The organism is Actinomadura rubrobrunea NBRC 15275, assembly GCF_001552235.1.
Classification (GTDB): Bacteria; Actinomycetota; Actinomycetes; order Streptosporangiales; family Streptosporangiaceae; genus Spirillospora; species Spirillospora viridilutea.
Genome location: NZ_BCQU01000007.1, coordinates 55,201 through 74,079 on the forward strand (window position 1 = coordinate 55,201; position 18,879 = coordinate 74,079).

At 76.1% G+C, this 18,879-nt stretch carries 16 protein-coding genes; 12 read left to right on the plus strand and 4 right to left on the minus strand.

From position 1 onward, the window contains the following. Positions 1–28: 28 nt before the first annotated feature. The 11 genes from tal (at position 29) to AR3_RS03700 (ending at position 13,947) form a co-directional block, all read left to right on the plus strand. The gene (gene tal / locus AR3_RS03650; protein ID WP_067908313.1) at positions 29–1,168 is read left to right on the plus strand and encodes a transaldolase; all 1,140 of its coding nucleotides are present in this window, start codon (positions 29–31) and stop codon (positions 1,166–1,168) included. Between the two features lie 52 nt (positions 1,169–1,220). After that, the gene (locus AR3_RS03655; RefSeq protein ID WP_067908316.1) at positions 1,221–2,900 is read left to right on the plus strand and encodes a glucose-6-phosphate isomerase; all 1,680 of its coding nucleotides are present in this window, start codon (positions 1,221–1,223) and stop codon (positions 2,898–2,900) included. Positions 2,901–3,020: 120 nt separating this feature from the next. After that, positions 3,021–4,799 (plus strand): phosphoheptose isomerase, encoded by a 1,779-nt coding sequence (locus tag AR3_RS03660; RefSeq protein WP_227023154.1) that lies wholly within the window; start codon positions 3,021–3,023, stop codon positions 4,797–4,799. Beyond that, positions 4,796–6,610 carry a hypothetical protein gene (locus AR3_RS03665; protein ID WP_067908319.1) on the plus strand — a complete coding sequence of 605 codons (1,815 nt, stop codon included), beginning with the start codon at positions 4,796–4,798 and terminating at the stop codon, positions 6,608–6,610. The genes AR3_RS03660 and AR3_RS03665 overlap by 4 nt, the downstream gene beginning before the upstream one ends. 183 nt (positions 6,611–6,793) lie before the next feature. Continuing rightward, entirely contained in the window at positions 6,794–8,317 is a 1,524-nt protein-coding gene (gene zwf / locus AR3_RS03670; RefSeq protein WP_067908322.1) for a glucose-6-phosphate dehydrogenase, read from the plus strand. A 3-nt stretch (positions 8,318–8,320) separates the two neighbouring features. Next, the gene (locus AR3_RS03675; protein ID WP_067908325.1) at positions 8,321–9,349 is read left to right on the plus strand and encodes a glucose-6-phosphate dehydrogenase assembly protein OpcA; all 1,029 of its coding nucleotides are present in this window, start codon (positions 8,321–8,323) and stop codon (positions 9,347–9,349) included. Then, on the plus strand, positions 9,346–10,128 hold the full coding sequence (gene pgl, locus AR3_RS03680; protein WP_067908328.1) for a 6-phosphogluconolactonase: 783 nt from the start codon (positions 9,346–9,348) through the stop codon (positions 10,126–10,128). Before AR3_RS03675 ends, pgl begins: the two co-directional genes overlap by 4 nt. Positions 10,129–10,283: 155 nt before the next feature. Beyond that, a complete protein-coding gene (locus AR3_RS03685) occupies positions 10,284–11,426 on the plus strand; it encodes a sensor histidine kinase (RefSeq protein ID WP_106258676.1) in 1,143 nt (380 codons plus the stop codon). Between the two features lie 25 nt (positions 11,427–11,451). Next, complete coding sequence (locus tag AR3_RS03690; RefSeq protein WP_067908334.1) at positions 11,452–12,123, plus strand: response regulator transcription factor; 672 nt, start codon at positions 11,452–11,454, stop codon at positions 12,121–12,123. A gap of 133 nt (positions 12,124–12,256) precedes the next feature. Then, positions 12,257–13,180 carry an ABC transporter ATP-binding protein gene (locus AR3_RS03695; protein WP_067908336.1) on the plus strand — a complete coding sequence of 308 codons (924 nt, stop codon included), beginning with the start codon at positions 12,257–12,259 and terminating at the stop codon, positions 13,178–13,180. Further along, positions 13,177–13,947 carry a hypothetical protein gene (locus AR3_RS03700; RefSeq protein WP_067908339.1) on the plus strand — a complete coding sequence of 257 codons (771 nt, stop codon included), beginning with the start codon at positions 13,177–13,179 and terminating at the stop codon, positions 13,945–13,947. Before AR3_RS03695 ends, AR3_RS03700 begins: the two co-directional genes overlap by 4 nt. Here AR3_RS03700 and AR3_RS03705 read toward each other — a convergent pair. Further along, positions 13,895–15,454, minus strand: coding sequence for an MDR family MFS transporter (locus AR3_RS03705; RefSeq protein ID WP_083950901.1), 1,560 nt, complete (start codon positions 15,452–15,454; stop codon positions 13,895–13,897). The two genes, AR3_RS03700 and AR3_RS03705, sit on opposite strands and share 53 nt — an antisense overlap. Positions 15,455–15,542: 88 nt before the next feature. On the opposite strand from AR3_RS03705, the gene AR3_RS03710 reads away from it, so the two are divergent. Further along, entirely contained in the window at positions 15,543–16,007 is a 465-nt protein-coding gene (locus tag AR3_RS03710; protein ID WP_217998432.1) for a MarR family winged helix-turn-helix transcriptional regulator, read from the plus strand. Between the two features lie 30 nt (positions 16,008–16,037). Here AR3_RS03710 and AR3_RS03715 read toward each other — a convergent pair whose 3' ends face one another. From AR3_RS03715 to AR3_RS03720, 3 genes are all read right to left on the minus strand, one after another. Then, positions 16,038–17,369 carry a YcaO-like family protein gene (locus tag AR3_RS03715; protein WP_067908345.1) on the minus strand — a complete coding sequence of 444 codons (1,332 nt, stop codon included), beginning with the start codon at positions 17,367–17,369 and terminating at the stop codon, positions 16,038–16,040. Further along, entirely contained in the window at positions 17,366–17,539 is a 174-nt protein-coding gene (locus AR3_RS30235) for a hypothetical protein (RefSeq protein ID WP_157406606.1), read from the minus strand. Before AR3_RS30235 ends, AR3_RS03715 begins: the two co-directional genes overlap by 4 nt. Before the next feature lie 79 nt (positions 17,540–17,618). After that, a complete protein-coding gene (locus AR3_RS03720) occupies positions 17,619–18,635 on the minus strand; it encodes a phenylacetate--CoA ligase family protein (protein WP_067908354.1) in 1,017 nt (338 codons plus the stop codon). Positions 18,636–18,879 lie beyond the last annotated feature (244 nt).

Genomic DNA, 18,879 nt, shown 5'->3' on the forward strand with positions numbered 1-18,879 from the left:
GATCGCGACCCCCGAGCAGGAGGAACGAATGAGTGAGACGTTGCGGCGGCTGACCGCCGAAGGCGTGTCCATCTGGCTCGACGACATCAGCCGCGAGCGGCTGCGCACCGGCAACCTCGAGCAGCTGGTCCGGGAGAAGAACGTGACGGGGGTGACCTCCAACCCCACGATCTTCGCCAAGGCGCTGAGCAAGGGCTCGGCGTACGACGACCAGGTCCGCGACCTGGCGGTGCGGGGCGTGGACGTGGAGGAGGCCGTCCGCGCGATCACCACCTACGACATCCGGTGGGGCTGCGACGTGCTGCGCCCGGTGCACGACCGCACCGAGGGGCTGGACGGCCGGGTGTCCATCGAGGTCGACCCGCGGCTGGCCCGCGAGACGGAGAAGACGATCGCCGAGGCGCGGGCGCTGTGGTGGATGGTGGACCGGCCCAACCTGCTCATCAAGATCCCGGCCACCGTGGAGGGGCTGCCCGCGATCTCCGCGGCGCTGGCCGAGGGCATCAGCGTCAACGTCACCCTCATCTTCTCGCTGGAGCGGTACGGGCAGGTCGTCGACGCGTTCTTCGAGGGCCTGGAGCGGGCCCGGGCGAACGGCCGGGACCTGTCGCAGATCGCGTCGGTGGCGTCGTTCTTCGTCAGCCGGGTCGACACCGAGATCGACAAGCGGCTCGACAAGATCGGCTCCGCGGAGGCGGCGAAGCTGCGCGGCAAGTCGGGCGTGGCCAACGCGCGGCTGGCGTACGCGCTGTACGAGGAGAAGTTCTCCTCCGAGCGGTGGCAGGCCCTCAAGGCCGCCGGGGCCCGTCCGCAGCGTCCGCTGTGGGCGTCCACCGGCGTGAAGGACCCGACCCTCCCCGACACCCTCTACGTGGACCAGCTGATCGCCCCGGGCACGGTGAACACGATGCCGGAGGCCACGCTGGAGGCGGTCGCCGACCACGCCGAGGTGCCCGGCAACACCGTGCAGAACGCCTACGACGACGCCCGCGCGCACATGGAGGCGCTCAAGGCGGTCGGCGTGGACTACGACGACGTGGTGCGGGTGCTCGAGGACGAGGGCGTGGAGAAGTTCGAGACGTCCTGGAACGAGCTGCTCGGCACGATCGGCCGCGAGCTGGAGGCCGCGCGGTCGAGGGACGGCGCGGCCGGCGGGGGCGGCGCGTGACGGCGGGGAGCGGCGGTCGCGTCCTCGACGGCCGGAACGGGGGGTATCGGCCATGACCGCGGTGGTGACCGCGGGCGGTGTCTCGGTCACCATCCGGGGCGCCGTCGTCGACGAGAGCGAGACGGTCCTGTCGCGCCTGGTCTCCGACGGCGTGCCGCGCTCCCTGACCTCGGGCCAGCCGACCCTGTGGGGTCCGGACGCGGCGGCGGAGGCGTCGCGGCGGCTCGGGTGGCTGCGGCTGCCCGAGCGGTCGCGGCCGCTGCCGTCGCGGCTGGCGGAGCTGGCGGGCGCCGCCCGCGACGCGGGCCTGGACCGGGTGGTGCTGGCGGGCGTGGGGGGCGCCGCGCTGGCCCCCGAGGTGATCGCCCGCGCGTCTGGAGTGCCCCTGACCGCGCTGGACACCACGGACCCGCTGCAGGTGGGCCGGGCGCTGGACGGCGACCTGCACCGCACGCTCGTGGTGGTCGCCGACCCGTCCGGCGGGAACGTGGAGGCCGACGCGCTGCGCCGGGTGTTCGAGGCCGCGTTCGCGGCCGCCGGGATCACCGGCGCCGACCTGGCCCGGCGGTTCGTGGTCGTCACCGATCCCGGGTCGCCGCTGGCGGAGGCCGCGGGCGCGGCCGGGTACCGGCTGCTGCCCTCCCCCGGGGACGTCGGCGGGCGCTTCGCGGCGCTGTCGGCGCTCGGGCTGGCGCCTCCGGCGCTGGCGGGCGCGGACGTGGCCGGGCTGCTGGAGGACGCGGCGGCGCTGGTCCCGGCGCTGGCCCAGCCGTACGACAATCCGGCGCTGGCGCTCGGCGCGGTGCTCGGCGCGGCGGGGCTGGTCGGCCGGGACAAGCTGCTGATCGCCGACAACGGGTCCGGGCTGGCGGGCCTGGACGGCTGGATCGAGCACATGGTCGCCGAGTCGACCGGCAAGGACGGCCGGGGCCTGCTGCCGGTGGTGGTCGAGGACGTGGACGCGCCGGGGTTCCAGCCCGCCGACGACGTGCGGCGCGTCGTGCTGGGCACCCGCCCGGACGACCCGCGGGCGCGCGGGCCGTTCGGCGAGGAGACCGCGCTGAGCGTGTCCGGCCCGCTGGGCGCGCAGTTCCTGCTGTGGCAGTACGCGACGGCGGTGGCGTGCCGGGTGCTGGGCGTCAACCCGTTCGACCAGCCGGACGTGCAGGCGTCGGAGCGCAACACCGCGGCGCTGCTGCGCGCCGAGGAGGGCGCCGCGCCCACGGTGATCAGCCGGGTTCCGGCGCTGGTGTGCGACGAGGTGGAGGTGCACGCCCCCGAGGAGCTGGTGCGGGGCGTCACCGACCTGGCGGGCGTGCTGGAGACCCTGCTGGAGACGGTGCCCGACGGCGGCTACCTCGCCGTCATGGCGTACCTGGACCGGGAGGGCGACGCGGCGGCGGCCGATCTCCGGCGGCTGCTGGCCGCGCGGGGCGACGCGATCCGCAAGAGCCCCGCGCCGGTCACGTTCGGGTGGGGGCCGCGGCTGCTGCACACCACCGGCCAGTACCACAAGGGCGGCCCGCAGAACGGGGTGTTCCTGCAGATCACCGGGGAGGCGTCGCGGGACGTGCCGGTGCCGGGCAGGCCGTACAGCCTGCGGGAGCTGCAGCTGGCGCAGGCGTTCGGCGACCTGCGCGCGCTGCGCTCGGTGGGCCGCCCGGCGGTCCGCCTGCACCTGCGCGACCGCGCCGAGGGCATCGCCCGCCTGTGCGCGGCGCTCACCGACTGAACCGCCCCGCGCGCTCGGCGGCGCGGGCGGCCGGGCCGGTCCGCCCGGTGCGACGGAAGATCCGCGTCCGGGTCGCCAATGCCCGTTCTCTCCTGGAACGATAGGGCTTCGGGAGGAACGGTGTCCGGATTCGACGTACTGACGCGCGGCGAGGTGCTGGACGCGGCGCTGCAGGCGCGCGACTACCTGGTGAGCTGCGGGGTGCCCGGCGCGCTGGCCGCCAAGGACCCGCGGCTGTGGGGCCGCCGTGCGGTCGACCACAGCCGGCTGGGCTGGCTCGATCTGCCCGTGGCCTCCCGCGGCCTGCTCAACCAGATCGAGCCGCTGGTCACCGAGGCCCGCTACTCCGGCCTGGACCACGTCGTGCTGATCGGCGTGGGCGCCGACGCGCTGCCCGCGCAGGCGATCGTCGAGGCGCACTCCTCCGCCGGGCGGCCGCTGGCCCCCACCGGGCCGTCGGCGGCGCCCGACGCGGCCGGCCGGCCCGAGCCGCCGACCGGCGGGCTGACCGTGCTGGACGGCGGGGACACCGCCGCCCTCGGCTACGCGCTGGACCGGCTGGACCGGACGCTGGTGGTGCTGGCCAGCAAGCCGGGCGTGTCCATCGAGGGCGACGCCTACCGGCGGATCTTCATGGCGGCCTTCCGCGAGCACGGCCTGTCCGAGCGCGAGATCGCCTCCCGCTTCCTGGTGATCACCGACCACGGCAGCCCGCTGCACGACTTCGCCCGCCAGTGCGGCTACCGCATCGGGCTGACCGATCCGTACCTGCCCGGCCACTACGGCGCGCTGTCGGCCTACGGGCTGGTGCCCGCGCTGCTGGCGGGGGCCGACTCCTACCGGGTGCTGGACGAGGCGGCGACCGTGGCCGCGTCGCTGGGCCGCGAGGAGGACAACCCGGGCCTGCTGCTCGGGGCGATCCTGGGCGGCTGCGCGCAGCGCGGCGTCGAGGGCGGCCCGCGCGACAAGGTGATGCTGCGCGAGCCCGGCGGCCCCACCGCGCTGAGCGCCTGGATCGCCCAGCTGCTGGCGGTCGGGACGGGCAAGCGCGGCCGCGGGCTGCTGGCGTTCGACCCGTCCGGCGGATCCGGCGACTGGCCGGACGTGCACAGCATCGCGATCAACCCGCGCGCCGAGGCGACGTCCGAGTGCGACACGTCGCTGTGGGCGCCGCTCGGCGCGCAGTTCCTGCTGTGGGAGTACGCCACGGCGGTCGCGGGCTGGCTGATGGGCGTCAACCCGTTCGAACCCGGCAGCCTGGTGGTGCAGGAGGCCGAGGACGACGCGGCGACGATGCTGCAGGCGGCGGGCACGGGCCCGCTGCTGACCGGCGAGCCGGCGTTCGTCGACGGCGGGATCGAGGTGCACACCGACGTGCCGTCGCTGGGCGGGTCCCGGCTGGAGGGGGTGCTGGACGCGCTGCTGGCGCACATCCCGATGAACGGCTACGTGTCGGTCGCCACGTACGTGTCCGGGGAGATCTCCGGCCGGTACCTGGCGCCGGCGCTGGCCCGGCGCAGCGGCCGTCCCGTCCTGTACGGGCAGGGTCCCGCGTACCCGCACGCCACCGGCCCGGTCCACAAGGACGGCCCCGGCGGCGGCGCGTTCCTGATCGTGACCGGGGAGCCGGCGCCGGACGACCCGCTGGCCGACCATCCGGTGCCGGGCCGCCCGTACGGGCTGGCGAAGCTGCAGCTCGCGCGGGCGCTGGCGGAGGTGCGGTCGCTGCGGCAGCGGGGCCTGCCCGTGGTCCGGCTGCACCTGCGCGACCCGGTGGAGGGCGCGGCCCGGCTCATCGAGGCGGTCCGCGCGGCGCCGGGCGTGCGCACCGGTGTGCGGCCGACCGCGTTCGGCCGCCGCGGCGGCCCGGGCGGGCCGGTGGGACGGACGGGGCTGTGACCGAGTACACCTCGGTCGTCTCGGGCGGAGTCACCGTCACCGCGCGCGATCCCGTGCGCCAGGCGGCCCGGCGGATGCTGGGGCGGCTGTGGATCGACCAGGTCGCCGTCCGGCTGGCCTCGGAGGACGCCACGCTGTGGGCGTCGGCCGCGGCGGAGCGGTCGCGGCGGCCGGGGCGGCGGCTGTGCTGGCCCGGGCAGCCGGGCCCGTCCCGGGCGGTGCTCGACCGCGTCCTGGAGCTGCGGCGCCGGGCGCTCGACGCGGGCCTGACGGAGGTGGCCCTGCTCGGCGGCGGCCCGGCGGCCCGCGCCGCCGACGTGATCGTCCGGCAGTGGGCGGCCGAGCGCGCCGCGGACGGGCCGGCCGCGGAGCGGCCGGCGCAGGGCCGCCCGCTGACGGTGTTCGACAGCGCCGACCCGGAGCCGGTGGCGCGGCTGGCGTCCGACCGCGCGCGGCTCGGCCGCACGCTCGTCGTGGTCGCCGGCGACGACGCGGACGCCGGCGTGCTGAGCCGGGACTTCGCGGCGCTGTTCCGGGAGATCGGGCTGTCCCCGGCGCAGATCGCGCGGCGGTTCGTGACCGTCGCCCCCGCCGGCGGCGGCGCCGCCGAGCTCGCCGCCGAGGCCGGGCACGCGGTGGTCGAGGCGCCGGCGCCGACGGTGTTCGGGGCGCTGTCGCCGTACGCGCTGGTCCCCGCGGGCCTGGCCGGTGCGGACGTGGCGGCGGTGCTGGACGGGGCGACCGCGGTGCTGCCCGCCCTGACCCGCCCGGAGAACAACCCGGGGCTGGTGCTGGGCGCGATCCTGGGCGGCGCGGCGCGCGCGGGCCGCGCCACGGTCGTGCTGGGCGGGTACTCGGCGCGGCCGCCGGAGACGGCCGATTGGATCGCTCCCCTGCTCGCCGGGGCGACGCGCGGACGGCTCCTGCCGGTCGTCCAGCACGGCGGCCTGCCGGTGCTGCCGGACGACGACCTGTTCCTGGTCACCGTGGACGGGCGGCCCCGCCAGGACGACGTCACCGTCTCCGGGCCGCTCGCCGCGCAGCTGGTCGTCTGGGAGTACGCGGCGGCCGTGGCCGCGCACCTGCTGGGCGAGGACCCGTTCGCCGTCCGCGCCGACGACCCCGCCGGCGATCTCGCCGGTAATCTCGTCGGCGGTCCCGACGGCGAGAGCGGCGCCGGGCTCGACGGGGAGCCCGGCGGCACGGCCGACGACGATGTCCACGAGGAAGTCGACGGGGAGGTCGACGGGGAGGTCGACGGGGAGGTCGACGACGACCCCGGCCCCGGCGGCCCGGGCCGCCCCGACGAGGCCGGCGAACCGGTCTTCGTGGACGGGCACGGGAGCGGGGCCGTGGCGGCGCACACCGCCGACCCCGACCTGGCCGCCTGCCGCGACCTGCCCGGCCTGCTGGACGCGCTGGTCTGGCGGGTCGGCGACGACGGGCATCTGGCGATCGTCGCGTTCCTCGACCCGGACCGCGGCGGAGGGCAGGGCGCGCAGGTCAGGCGGCTGGCCGGGGTGATGGCCGCGCGCACGTCCCGGCCCGTGACGGTCAGCTGGGGCCGCCGCCTCCCGGCGGTCGGGAATGACCGCCGGGAGAAGGGCGTCTATCTGATGCTGACCGGAAACGTCCGCTGCGACGTGCCGGTCGCCGGACGGCGACGCCGGCTGGGCTCCGCGCAGCCGGCGCGGGCACTGGCCGCGGCGCGGGCGGCGCGACGGAGCGGGCGCCCGGTAGTCCGACTCCATCTGCACGACCGCCGGTCGGGCCTGGCCCGACTGCTCGACATCGCCCGGGGAGGGGCATGAGCTCGGCTCGGCCGAGCGCACGTACCACGAACCAGCAAGCCGACATTCGACCCGAGACCCAGCCGATACGACGGCCCGCGCACGGGGGGCACCCGGGGAAATGCGCGCGGCCACGGGAGATAGCAGGATGAATCAGTGGGCAGGAACGGTCCACGGCATAGTGCGGGAAGAGAGGGCCGCCACGTGACCATCGCACACAACCCGCTCCGGGACCCGCGGGACAAGCGGTTGCCCCGGGTGGCCGGGCCCTGTGTCCTGGTCCTGTTCGGAGTCACCGGAGACCTGTCGCGCAAGAAGCTGCTGCCCGCCATCTACGACCTGGCCAACCGGGGGCTGCTGCCGCCGGGGTTCTCGCTGGTGGGCTTCGCCCGCCGCGACTGGGAGCACGAGGACTTCCGGCAGATCGCCTACGAATCGGTCAAGAAGTACGCCCGCACGCCCTTCCGGGAGGACGTCTGGCGTCACCTCTCCGAGGGCATGCACTTCGTGCCGGGCGAGTTCAGCGACCCGGGCGCGTTCGAGGCGCTGGCCATGGCCGTCAAGGAGCTCGACCAGACCCGCGGCACGGGCGGCAACTACGCGTTCTACCTGTCCATTCCGCCCAAGTTCTTCCCCCAGGTGGTCGAGCAGCTGCAGCGCGCCGGGCTGGCCGACCGGTCCCAGGGGTGGCGGCGCGTGGTCATCGAGAAGCCGTTCGGCCACGACCTGGCCAGCGCGATCGAGCTGAACGACACGGTGCACCGGGTCTTCCCCGAGGAGTCGATCTTCCGGATCGACCACTACCTCGGCAAGGAGACCGTGCAGAACATCCTGGCGCTGCGGTTCGCCAACGAGATGTTCGAGCCGATCTGGAACCGGTCGTACGTCGACCACGTGCAGATCACGATGGCCGAGGACATCGGCATCGGCGGCCGGGCCGGGTACTACGACGGCATCGGCGCCGCCCGCGACGTGATCCAGAACCACCTGCTGCAGCTGCTGGCGCTGACGGCGATGGAGCCGCCCGTGTCGTTCAGCGCCGAGGCGGTGCGCGCGGAGAAGGCCAAGGTGCTGTCGGCGGTGCGCCTTCCCGACGACCTGTCGCTGGCCACCGCGCGCGGCCAGTACGCCGCCGGCTGGCAGGGCGGCGTGAAGGTGCGCGGCTACCTGGAGGAGGACGGCATCCCCAGCGACTCGCGCACCGAGACCTACGCCGCGGTCAAGCTGGAGATCGGCAACCGGCGCTGGGCGGGCGTGCCGTTCTACCTGCGCACCGGCAAGCGGCTGAGCCGCCGGGTCACCGAGGTCGCGGTGATCTTCCAGCGGGCGCCGCACCTGCCGTTCTCCGAGACCGACACCGAGGAGCTGGGGCAGAACGCGCTGGTCATCCGGGTGCAGCCGGACGAGGGCATCACCGTGCGGTTCGGTTCCAAGGTGCCCGGCTCCTCGATGGAGGTGCGGGACGTCAACATGGACTTCGCCTACGGCGAGTCGTTCACCGAGTCCTCGCCCGAGGCCTACGAACGGCTGCTGCTGGACGTGCTGATCGGCGATCCGCCGCTGTTCCCCCGGCAGGAGGAGGTCGAGCTGTCCTGGCGGATCCTGGACCCGGTGGTGGAGTACTGGGCGAGCCAGCCCGAGATCGACCAGTACAAGTCCGGCGGGTACGGGCCCGAGAGCGCCGACGCGCTGATGGCGCGCGACGGGCGCGCATGGAGGCGACTGTAAGAGATGAACATCGATCTGGCCGACACCACCACGCGCCGCATCCAGGACGCGCTGACGCAGGCCCGGCATCTGATGGGCGGCCCGGCGGTCGGGATGGTGCTCACCCTGATCATCGTGACGGACGAGTCGGCGCAGTACGACGCGGTGCGCGCGGCGACCGAGGCGTCGCGCGAGCACCCCTGCCGGGTCCTGACGGTGATCTCCCGGGACGCGCGCGGCAGCTCGTCCCGGCTGGACGCCGAGATCCGCATGGGCGAGACGGGCCCCGGCGAGACCGTGCTGCTGCGCATGTACGGGCCGCTCGCCGAGCACGCCGACTCGGTGGTCACCCCGCTGCTCATGCCGGACACGCCGGTCGTGACGTGGTGGCCGGGCGGCAGGGTGCCCGAGGTGCCGAGCCGCGACCCGCTCGGCAGCCTCGCGCAGCGCCGCGTCACCGACTCCTACGCCGCCGCCGACCGGCTCGGCACGCTGGCGCGGCTGGCCGACGTCTACGCCCCCGGCGACACCGACTTCGCCTGGACCCGGCTGACCTCCTGGCGGTCGCTGCTGGCGGCCGCGCTGGACCAGCCCCACGGCGAGATCCTCTCCGGGGAGGTGACGGCCGAGCCGGACAGCCCCAGCGCGGAGCTGCTGGCGGCCTGGCTGTCGCTGCGGCTGGGCGTGACGGTGACGCGGCGGCTCTCCGACGGTCCGGGCATCACCGGGGTCCGGCTGGCCACCACCGAGGGCGACATCGTCGTGTGCCGCCCCGACGGCCGGGTGGCCACGCTGACGCGGCCCGGGCAGCCCGACCGGCAGGTGTCGCTCATGCGCCGCCCGATGGCCGAGCTGCTGGCCGAGGAGCTGCGGCGGCTCGACCCCGACGAGGTGTACCGGGAGGCGGCGTCCCGGTTCGCCAAGGAGCTGGCCGCCGCCCAGCACCGGCGAGAGGAGTTCGCCGCCGCCGCCGACGGCGGGATCGCCGCGCCCGCGCGGCCGGCCGGGCCGTCCGGCGACGGGGCGCGGACGTCCGGAGCGGAGGGGGCATGACCACACCGACCGTGCTGATCCACCGCGACCAGGAGCTGCTGGCCCGCGCGGTGGCGGCCCGCCTGGTCACCCGTCTGGTCGACGTGCAGGCGGCGCGGGGCTCGGCGTCGGTGGTGCTGACCGGCGGCGGGGTGGGCACCGCGGTGCTGGCCGAGCTGGCCGAGAGCCGCGCCCGCGACGCGATCGACTGGCGGGCGCTGGACATCTGGTGGGGGGACGAGCGGTTCCTGCCGACCGGCGACCCCGAGCGCAACGAGACCGGCGCCCGCAAGGCGCTGCTCGACCATGTGGACGTGGATCCGGCGCGGGTGCATCCGATGCCGTCCACCGACGGACCGGACGGCGCCGACCCCGAGGCGGCGGCCGAGCGGTACGCGGCCGAGCTGCGCGCCGCGGCCCGCCCCGAGGACCACGGTCCGGTCCCGTCCTTCGACGTGCTGATGCTGGGCCTCGGGCCGGACGCGCACGTCGCGTCGCTGTTCCCCGAGATGCCCGCCCTGTACGAGGAGGAGCGGACGGTCGTGGCGGTGCGGGGCGCGCCCAAGCCGCCGCCGACGCGCCTGTCGCTGACGCTGCCCGCGATCCGCGCGGCCCGCGAGGTGTGGGTGGTCGCGGCGGGCGGGTCCAAGGCCCCGGCGGTGCGGCTGGCGCTGTCGGAGGCCGGGCCGATGCAGGTGCCGGGCGCGGGCGCCCGGGGACGGCAGCGGACGCTGTTCCTGCTCGACCGGGCCGCCGCGGCGCAGCTGCCACCGGGCATCGACCGCATGAGCTCGCCGTAACGGCGGTTTCGGCGAAGGCGCCGGGTCCTCTCGGGGCCCGGCGCCGTCGCACCGCCGGAACGGACCTCCCGGTCGGCCGGACGTCGACGAAAGTCGATTCCGGCATCGACCTGCGGACATGGGCGGCCCGACAGGCGGCCGGTAGGTTGGGTCGGGTGCTGCTGCGTCGCTCCTCCCGCGAGTGGGTCGACGACGTCGCCGTCGCGGCCGCCGCGGCCCTGCTGAGCTTCCTGCTGTTGCTGGGCGCCCGCGCCGACTACGACCCCGACCCGCCGCTGTCCGCCGAGGTCGCGTTCGGCGGCGCGTCGCTGGCGCTGCTGATGCTGCTGCGCCGCCGCCGGCCCCTGCTGGTCTGGGCGGTGCTCATGGCGGGGCAGCTGTTCTCCACGGCCGTGGTGGGGCCGCTCGGGCTGGCGCTGTTCACCGTCGCGGTCCACCGGTCCTGGTGGACGGCGTGCGCCGCCGCCGGGACGGAGGCGGCGTTGATCACCGTAGCGTTCATGGACTCCACCTGGCGGTCCGAGCGCGAGTACTGGGAGACCCTGGCGGTGTTCCTGCTGGGCATCGCCGTGCTGGTGGCGGCCGGGATGCTGGTCCGGTCGCGCCGCCAGCTCGTCGAGTCGTGGAAGGAGCGGGCCCGGCAGGCCGAGGAGCAGCAGCAGCTGCGCGTGGAGGAGGCCCGGCACCTGGAGCGCGAGCGGATCGCCCGGGAGATGCACGACGTGCTGGCGCACCGGATCTCGCTGCTGGCGGTGCACGCGGGGGCGCTGGAGTTCGGGGAGGACGCCACCGAGCGGCAGCGGGAGGCGGCCGGGGTGATCCGCCGCTGCGCCTACCAGGCGATGGAGGACCTGCGGGAGGTGATCGGCGTGCTGCGCGACGACGGCGCCGACGCCGAACGGCCGCAGCCGACGCTGACCGACGTCCCCGCCCTGGTCGAGGAGTCGCGCCGCACCGGGACGCCCGTCACCCTCGACGACCGCGTCCCCGACCCCGCGTCCGTGCCCGAGAGCGTGGGGCGGCACGCGTTCCGGGTCGTCCAGGAGGGCCTCACCAACGCGCGCAAGCACGCGCCCGGGTGCCGCGTGGAGGTGCGGCTGGAGGCCGCCGATTCGGGCCTGACCATCGAGATCGTCAACCCGCTGCCGGTGGGGCGGGCCGCCGAGCTGCCCGGCGCGGGGGCCGGGCTGATCGGGCTGCGCGAGCGCGCCGAGCTGGTGGGCGGGCGCCTGGAGCACGGCCGCACCCCCGAGAACGACTTCGTCCTGCGGGCCTGGCTGCCCCTGCCGTCGCGGTGATCGGCGGCCCCTAGGGTGGACGATGATGGATGCCCCGATTCGCGTGCTGATCGTGGACGACGACCCCCTGGTCCGGGCGGGTCTGTCGATGATGCTGTCCGGAGCCGAGGACATCGCCGTCGTGGCGGACGTCGCCGACGGCACCGAGGTGGTGCCCGCGGTCAACGAGCACCGTCCCGACGTGGTGCTCATGGACATCCGGATGCCGCGGATGGACGGTCTGGCCGCCACCGAGCGGCTGCGCGCCCGCCGCGACCCGCCCGAGATCATCATCCTGACCACGTTCGACACCGACGACCACATCCTGCGGGCGATGCGGGCGGGCGCCAGCGGCTTCCTGCTCAAGCACACCCCGCCGCCGGACATCGTGCGGGCGATCCGGCAGGTGGCGGCCGGGGAGCCGATGCTGTCCCCGGCGGTGCTGCGGCGGATGATGGCGTACGTGGCCGACGCCGCCGGGGTGGACCCGCGGCAGGAGCGGGCGCGGGCCCTGCTGGACCGGCTGAGCGACGGCGAGCGCGCCGTGGCGCTGCTGGTCGGGCAGGGCAAGACCAACGGCGAGATCGGCCGCGAGCTGTCGCTGAGCGTCGCGACCGTCAAGGCGTACGTGTCGCGGCTGCTGACCAAGCTGGACCTCAACAACCGCGTGCAGATCGCCCTGCTGGTGCACGACGCGGGCCTGGCCGACTGGTCTTAGGCCTTCCGGCGCCGGGCCCGGTCCTGGCGGCGTCTCGGTCGCGTCGAGCGTCGGGGGCGGTGCCGACTTCGGTCGCGGACGCCTCGACCATCGGCCGACGCGGCGGGCCGTGCCCGGGCGGCAGCCTGTCGGCATGATCGAAGTCAAGGGTCTGACCAAGCGGTACCGGGACGTGACCGCGGTCGCGGACGTGACGTTCACGTGCGCGCCGGGCACGGTCACCGGCTTTCTCGGCCCGAACGGCGCCGGGAAGTCCACCACCATGCGGATGATCTGCGGGCTGACGCCGCCGACGGCGGGCTCGGCGACCGTCAAGGGCGTCCCGTACCGGCGCATCGCCAACCCCGGGCGGCACGTGGGCGTGCTGCTCGACGCCGCCGCGCAGCACTCCGGCCGCACCGGGCGCGAGACGCTCGCCCTCACCGCGCGGGTGCTGGGGGTGGACGCGGCGCGGGTGGACCGGATGCTGGAGCTCGTCGGCCTGGCGGACAAGGCGGCGCGGCGGCGGGTGGGCGGCTACTCGCTGGGCATGCGCCAGCGCCTCGGCATCGCGCAGGCGCTGATCGGCGACCCGAGCGTGCTGATCCTGGACGAGCCCGCCAACGGCCTCGACCCCGAGGGGATCTACTGGATGCGCACGCTGCTGCGCGACTTCGCCGCGCGCGGCGGCACCGTCCTGCTGTCCTCCCACCTGCTGCGGGAGGTCGAGGCGGTGGCCGACCGCTTCGTGGTGATCGCGGGCGGCCGGATCGTCGCGGAGGGCGCCAAGGAGGACCTGCTGTCGCGGCACGGCGGGACCCGGGTGCGCGGCGAGGACCCCGCCGCCCTGGGCGCCGCGCTGACCGCCGCCGGACTGGCCTTCCGCACCGCCGAGGACGGCGCGTTCCTGGTGGACGCCGCCGCCGGCGACGTGGGCCGGGCCGCCGCCCGCGCCGGCGTCGCCCTGCTGGAGCTGCGCCGGGCCGACGGGGGCGGCCTGGAGGAGCTGTTCCTGTCGCTCACCGCCGGGACGGGGGCCGCCGCGTCCGCGCCCGCCGTCGAGGAGGCCGCCCGATGACCGCCGCGACCGCGCCGCTCACCGAACCCGCCCGCCCGTCCCTGGCCCGGCTGACGCTGGTCGAGCTGCGCAAGACGACCGACACCCGGTCGGGCCGCTGGCTGCTCATCGTGATCGCCCTGACGGCCGCGGCGATGACGCCGGTGGTGCTGTTCGCCGCGCCCGAGCACGAGCGGACGCTGGCGGGGTTCTTCTCCGCGTCGCTGACCGGGGCGGCGTTCCTGCTGCCGGTGCTGGGCATCCTGTCGGTCACCGGCGAGTGGTCCCAGCGCACCGCGCTGACCACCTTCGCGCTCGTCCCGGAGCGGCACCGGGTGGCGGCGGCGAAGCTGGCGGCCGGAACGGCGCTGGCCGCGCTGTGCGTCGCCGCCGCGCTGGCCGTCGCCGCGGCGGGCCGCGGCCTGGCGGAGGCGACCGGCCGTTCGGACGCGGCGTGGACGATGCGGCCGTCGGTGGTCGCCACCACGCTGCTGTTCGCGATGATCAGCGTCTACTCCGGCATGGCGTTCGGAATGCTGTTCATGAACGCGCCGCTGGCGATCGTCCTGTACTTCGCGCTGCCGACCGCCTGGACCACGCTGACCGAGACGGTCGACGCATTGAGGGACGCGGCGGGCTGGCTGGACACCAACCGCACCCTCAACGCGCTCCTCGAGGAGGGGATCACCCTGGAGGAATGGGCGCGGGTCGGCACGTCGCTGGCGGTGTGGCTGCTCATCCCCCTGATCGCGGGCCTGGTCCGGCTGACGCGGCGCGAGGTGAAGTAGCGTCCAGGGCGCCGGGGGGCCTGCGCACCGCCGGCGGCGTGTTCCGCAGCAGCAGAGCGGCCGCCAGGCCCGCCAGCGCCGGCACCAGGGCCGTCGCGAACAGCGCCGTGTACGCGTGCGCGAAGGCCTCGGCGACGCCGTCGCGCACCGGCGCGGACAGGCCGTCCAGGACGTCGGGCCGGGCCAGGTCGTCGAACGCGGGCGCGGCCCCGGCCGGGACGCGCCGTTCGGCCTCGGCGGCGAACCGCGCCGACAGGACGCCCCCGAAGACCGCCGTCCCCGCCGCGGTGCCGACCATCCGGGACGCGAACACCGCCGAACCGGCCGCGCCCAGGTCCCGCGGCGGCGCGGAGTTCTGCGCGATCAGCACGACGACCTGCTGCGACAGTCCCGCGCCCAGGCCCAGCACCGCCATGAACAGCCCGGCGGTCAGCGGCGAGGTGCGGGCGTCCATGGTGGCCATGAGCGCGATCCCGGCGGCGCTGAGCGCCATGCTCAGCGCCGGCAGCCGGTGGTAGCGGCCGGTGCGGGAGATGTACTGGCCGGCGGCGATCGAGGCGAGCACCAGCCCGGCCGTCATCGGGAGCAGGAGCAGTCCGGAGCCGGTCGCGCGCACTCCCCCGACCGTCTGCAGGAACATCGGCAGGTAGGTGGCCAGCCCGAAACCGGTCGCGCCGCCGGCCAGCGCCACCGCGCTCGCCACGGCGAACGAGCGGTCGCGGAACAGCCGCGGCGGGATGATCGGCTCGGCCGCGCGCCGCTCCGCCGCCGCCCAGACGGCGGCGAGCACCGCCGTGGCCGCCGCCAGGCCGAGGACGACCGGCGAGTCCCAGGCGTGCCGCGTCCCGGCCCAGCTGGTGAGCAGGGTGAAGCAGGTGGCGGCGGCGCCGAGCAGCACGATGCCCGGGTAGTCGACGCGGGCGCGGCCGCGCGGGCGCGCCAGCCGCAGCACCGGCACGAGGACGGCGGCGGCGGTGAGGCCGAGCGGCAGGTTGACGTAGAACGCCCAGCGCCAGGAGGCGTGGTCGGTGAGCGCGCCGCCGACCAGCGGCCCGGCGATGCTGGAGACGGCGAAGTTCAGCGCCGACCAGCCCTGGTAGCGGGCCCGCTCGCGCGGTTCGAACAGCTCGCCGGTGACGGCGAACAGCGAGGCCAGCAGGCAGCCGGCGCCCGCGCCCTGCACCGCGCGCAGGGCGATCAGCCAGTCCATGGACGGGGCGGCGCCGCAGGCGGCCGAGCCGGCCAGGAACAGCGCCAGGCCGGCCAGCAGCACCGGTTTGCGGCCGAACTGGTCGCCGAGCCGTCCCGACAGCGGGACGGTCACGCTGGTGGCCAGCACGTAGGCGGTCGACACCCACGCGATCCGGTCCAGCCCGCCGAGCTCGCCGACGATCGTCGGCAGGGCGGTGCCGAGCACGGTGGCGTCCAGCGACGCCATCAGCCCGGCCAGCATCAGCGCGACGAACGCCCACAGCCGGCGCCGCGGGGTCATCTCCGGAGAAGACATGTGCACCTCGCATATACTTGCGTTAAGCAACTAGATGCTAAAAGCACATAGATGCCGGGCGCAATCGCCTGGGCTAGACTCGCCAGGCGTGAACCCGGGACCGGACGACCCGCTGGCCGCGGTCGAGCGCGGCATGGTGCGGCTGCGCCGCGGCATGGCCCGCCGGCGGCTGGGCAAGGCCGCGATCCGCGAGCACAACCTGCCGGTCGACGTGCAGGTGCTGCACGTGGTGGACGTCGTGGACGAGGGCCCCGACCGGCCCGGTCAGGAGATGAACGTCGGGCTGGTCGCCGAGCGGCTGGGGGTGGCCCCCTCGCGGGGCAGCCGGATCGTCGCCGAGGCCGTCAAGGCCGGGTACGTGCGGCGCGTCGCCTCACAGCGCGACGGGCGCCGCATCCGGCTGGAACTGACCGACGCCGGACGCGAGGTCGTCGAGGCGGCCCGGCGGACGCGGCACACGTACATCGCCCAGGCCATGAAGGACTGGACCGACGAGGAGCGGCGGCAGTTCGCCGCCCTGCTCACCCGGTTCGTCGAGGGCCACCAGGGCTGACCCAGGCGCCCGCGGACGCGACGCCGGGGCCTAGGCGAACGGGGCCGGGGCCGCGCGCAGTCCGCTCTTTCGCGCCGCGCTCGTGCGGGCCCAGCCGACCAGGCGGGCCGCCGCGTGGGCGGCCTCGATCGGCTGCAGCCGCGGATGCAGGATCCGCACCACCTCAAGGTCCGGCCCGCGCAGCAGGCGCAGGCGGACGGCGCCGCCGAGCCCCTCCACCGGCAGGTCGGGCACCTCCGGGCACCCGTCCGGCCAGGCGCGGCGGCCGTGCCCCCGGTCCGGCCCGTGCCGCGGCCCCTGTCCCGGCACGGACGCGGCCCCGCGCACGGCCGCCGTCCCGCCCCCGGCGCGCGGGAACACCGCGTCGAGCTCGCCGATGCGCGCGGGGTCGCTGTAGTAGTCGACATGATCGCGGAACGTGCGGATGGGCCTGCCGCCGCGGGTCCGGTCGCCGCCCCGCAGCCACGGGTACAGGCGGCCCTGCAGCGCCTCGTCGAGCGCGTGGCGCTGGCCGTCCTCGGCGTCCTCGTCGCACGCGCTGCCGATGGCGTACATCGGCGAACGGAGGTTCCGCGTCAGCACCACCCACAACGGCACGCCCAGCCGGGTGGCGCCCGCGAAGAACTCGGTCCGCCAGCCGGCGGCCTCGTCGGCCGCCCGGTCCTCGCGCCACCAGGACGGTTCGCGGACCGGGCGCAGCGGGCTGCCGGTGTACCAGGCCAGGCGCAGCGCGTCCCGCTCGTACAGCTCCCGCACGGCGTGCGCGGTCGCCACGGCCCGGCCGGGCCCGGCCGCCGTGCCGTCGGCGGTCAGCTCGCACCACTGCGGCACGTCGCGCCCCTCCCCAGACCGGCCTCCCCCGGCGGCGCACAGCGCGACGGGCAGGTACACCGGCCGGCCGGTCAGCAGGTCGTCGGCGATCGTCCAGTCGACGGGGCGGTCCGGGTCGTAGCGGGGGAACGGCCAGGCCCGCGGGTCCAGCGGTTCGCCCAGGTAGGACCGCACGTCGAAGACGGCCAGATCGCCCTGGGCGCGCAGCTCGCTCTCGCTGACGCCCTCGACCGCCCGCGGCGGCTCGTAGGCGCACAGCGCCACCCGCTCCACCAGCTCGCCGGCGAACCGCTCGACGACCGCCGCGGCGTCGCTCCCGCAGGCCGCGGCCTCGACGGGCCGCCAGCGGCGGGTGATCAGCTCGCCCGTCACCAGATGGCGGCCCAGCAGCATGTCCGAGGCCCGGTAGCAGCGCACGGTCACGGTGGAGCGCAGCAGGTCGGCGTGCCGTTCCAGCGCCGCGGCGATCCGGTCGGCCAGCTCCGCGGCCGTCCCCGCGGCGGTGAACACCGCGACGCGCAAGGTGTTCATGCGTCCCGCCCGCGGATCCGTCCGATCGGGCCGCGGCGCGTCCGGACGCACGGGGGCTCGGCGACGTCGCGGACGATCACACCGCGGGCGCGGACCGCCGCGCCCGCGCCGGTCGGCGCCGCCTGTCCGCGGCGGCGCGGGCCCCGGACGGGGACGTCGGATGCACGCATCGGAGCTCCTCGTTCACGACGTCGTGATCGTGACGGGCGCGCGGCGCGCGGGGGGCGGCGGGGGACGGCGCCGAGGGCGTCACGCCCGCTCCCGCGGCGCCGCCGACCGCGCCGACGGCGCCGTCCGCGGGCGCGGTGCGCGCACCCGCGGATCGCCCGTCTCCGCCGCGGTCCGGTCGGCCCCGGCGGTCAGCGGGTGGCGTTCGGCGGCCGACAGCCACAGCCCGCCGTCGGGCACCAGGTCGCTCAGCGCGGCCGGGAGGCGCCGGACGTGCCGGACGATTCCGCGCGGCCCGACGTCGACGGTGAGCCGGGCGGTGACGCCGTCGGGCGCGGCGACGCGCCCCAACAGCAGCAGCCGCGGGGTGACGCGGCCGCAGTCGCAGGTGCCCTCGGGGTCCACCAGAGCGCCGACGTCGCCGACGACGTACCGCACGAGGGGCGCGGCGGTGTTCAGCAGGTCGGTGAGCACCAGCAGCCCGGCGGTGCCCGGCGGCACGGGCCGCCGCGTCCGCGGGTGCAGCACCTCCACGTGCACGGCGTCGGCGTTGACGTGCATCGCCGGGCAGTCGGGGTGGCGGACGGCGATCGGCGCGGTCAGCTCCGCCGCGACGTACAGCTCCGCGGGCGCCTCCGGCGGGCCGTCGTGGTCGATGGCGAGCAGCGCGCGCGTCGGCCGCGACAGGTCCCACGACGACGCGAACGCGATGTCGAGGCCCGCCCGGTCGGCCGCCGCGCGCAGCGCCTCGCACACCGCGGGCGTGCCGACGACCAGGTCGCCCGGCCGCCTGCCCTCCGCCAGCCAGGCCTGCGCCTCGCGCAGCCCGAGGCGCCGGTGCCGCACGTCCGGGTCGCCGATCCCGGGCCCCGCGGCCCGCGGCCCGCGCGACGGCACCACGACGGCGGAGGTGAACGAGCGCGGCAGCCCGAAGGAGTCGAACAGGCGGCGGTCGATGGCGGCGCGTTCCAGCGCGGCCTCGCGCGCGCCGGGGATCACAGTGGCCGCGCCGGGCGCGGCGGGGATCACAGTGGCCGCGCCGGGCGCGGCGGCCGACGCGTCCGCCGCGGCGGAACGCTTCCGATCGCGGCTTCGCACCGCGAGACGGCGCAACGCCTCCCATGGCGAAAGGTCCGTCTCTGGCGCGGCGCCCCGCATCATGTCGGCGCCATTTCGGTCGGCGCGTGATCCCGCGGCCGCCGAAAGAACTGCACGCAGCCGCCGTTCCCGCACTTCCGACAGAAGTGCCGCGTCGCGTTCCGCGGCTGCGGCGCGCCGTATCAGGTCGTCCGTTCTCACATCACCGACCGCAGGGCCCGGGGCGTCGCAGGTCGCCGGTCCG

Coding starts and splice junctions, on each gene's coding strand:
- tal (WP_067908313.1), top strand. CDS start 29: ATGAGTGAGACGTTGCGGCGGCTGACCGCCGAAGGCGTGTCCATCTGG.
- AR3_RS03655 (WP_067908316.1), top strand. CDS start 1,221: ATGACCGCGGTGGTGACCGCGGGCGGTGTCTCGGTCACCATCCGGGGC.
- AR3_RS03675 (WP_067908325.1), top strand. CDS start 8,321: ATGAACATCGATCTGGCCGACACCACCACGCGCCGCATCCAGGACGCG.
- pgl (WP_067908328.1), top strand. CDS start 9,346: ATGACCACACCGACCGTGCTGATCCACCGCGACCAGGAGCTGCTGGCC.
- AR3_RS03690 (WP_067908334.1), top strand. CDS start 11,452: ATGGATGCCCCGATTCGCGTGCTGATCGTGGACGACGACCCCCTGGTC.
- AR3_RS03695 (WP_067908336.1), top strand. CDS start 12,257: ATGATCGAAGTCAAGGGTCTGACCAAGCGGTACCGGGACGTGACCGCG.
- AR3_RS03700 (WP_067908339.1), top strand. CDS start 13,177: ATGACCGCCGCGACCGCGCCGCTCACCGAACCCGCCCGCCCGTCCCTG.
- AR3_RS03705 (WP_083950901.1), bottom strand. CDS start 15,454: ATGTCTTCTCCGGAGATGACCCCGCGGCGCCGGCTGTGGGCGTTCGTC.
- AR3_RS03715 (WP_067908345.1), bottom strand. CDS start 17,369: ATGAACACCTTGCGCGTCGCGGTGTTCACCGCCGCGGGGACGGCCGCG.
- AR3_RS30235 (WP_157406606.1), bottom strand. CDS start 17,539: ATGCGTGCATCCGACGTCCCCGTCCGGGGCCCGCGCCGCCGCGGACAG.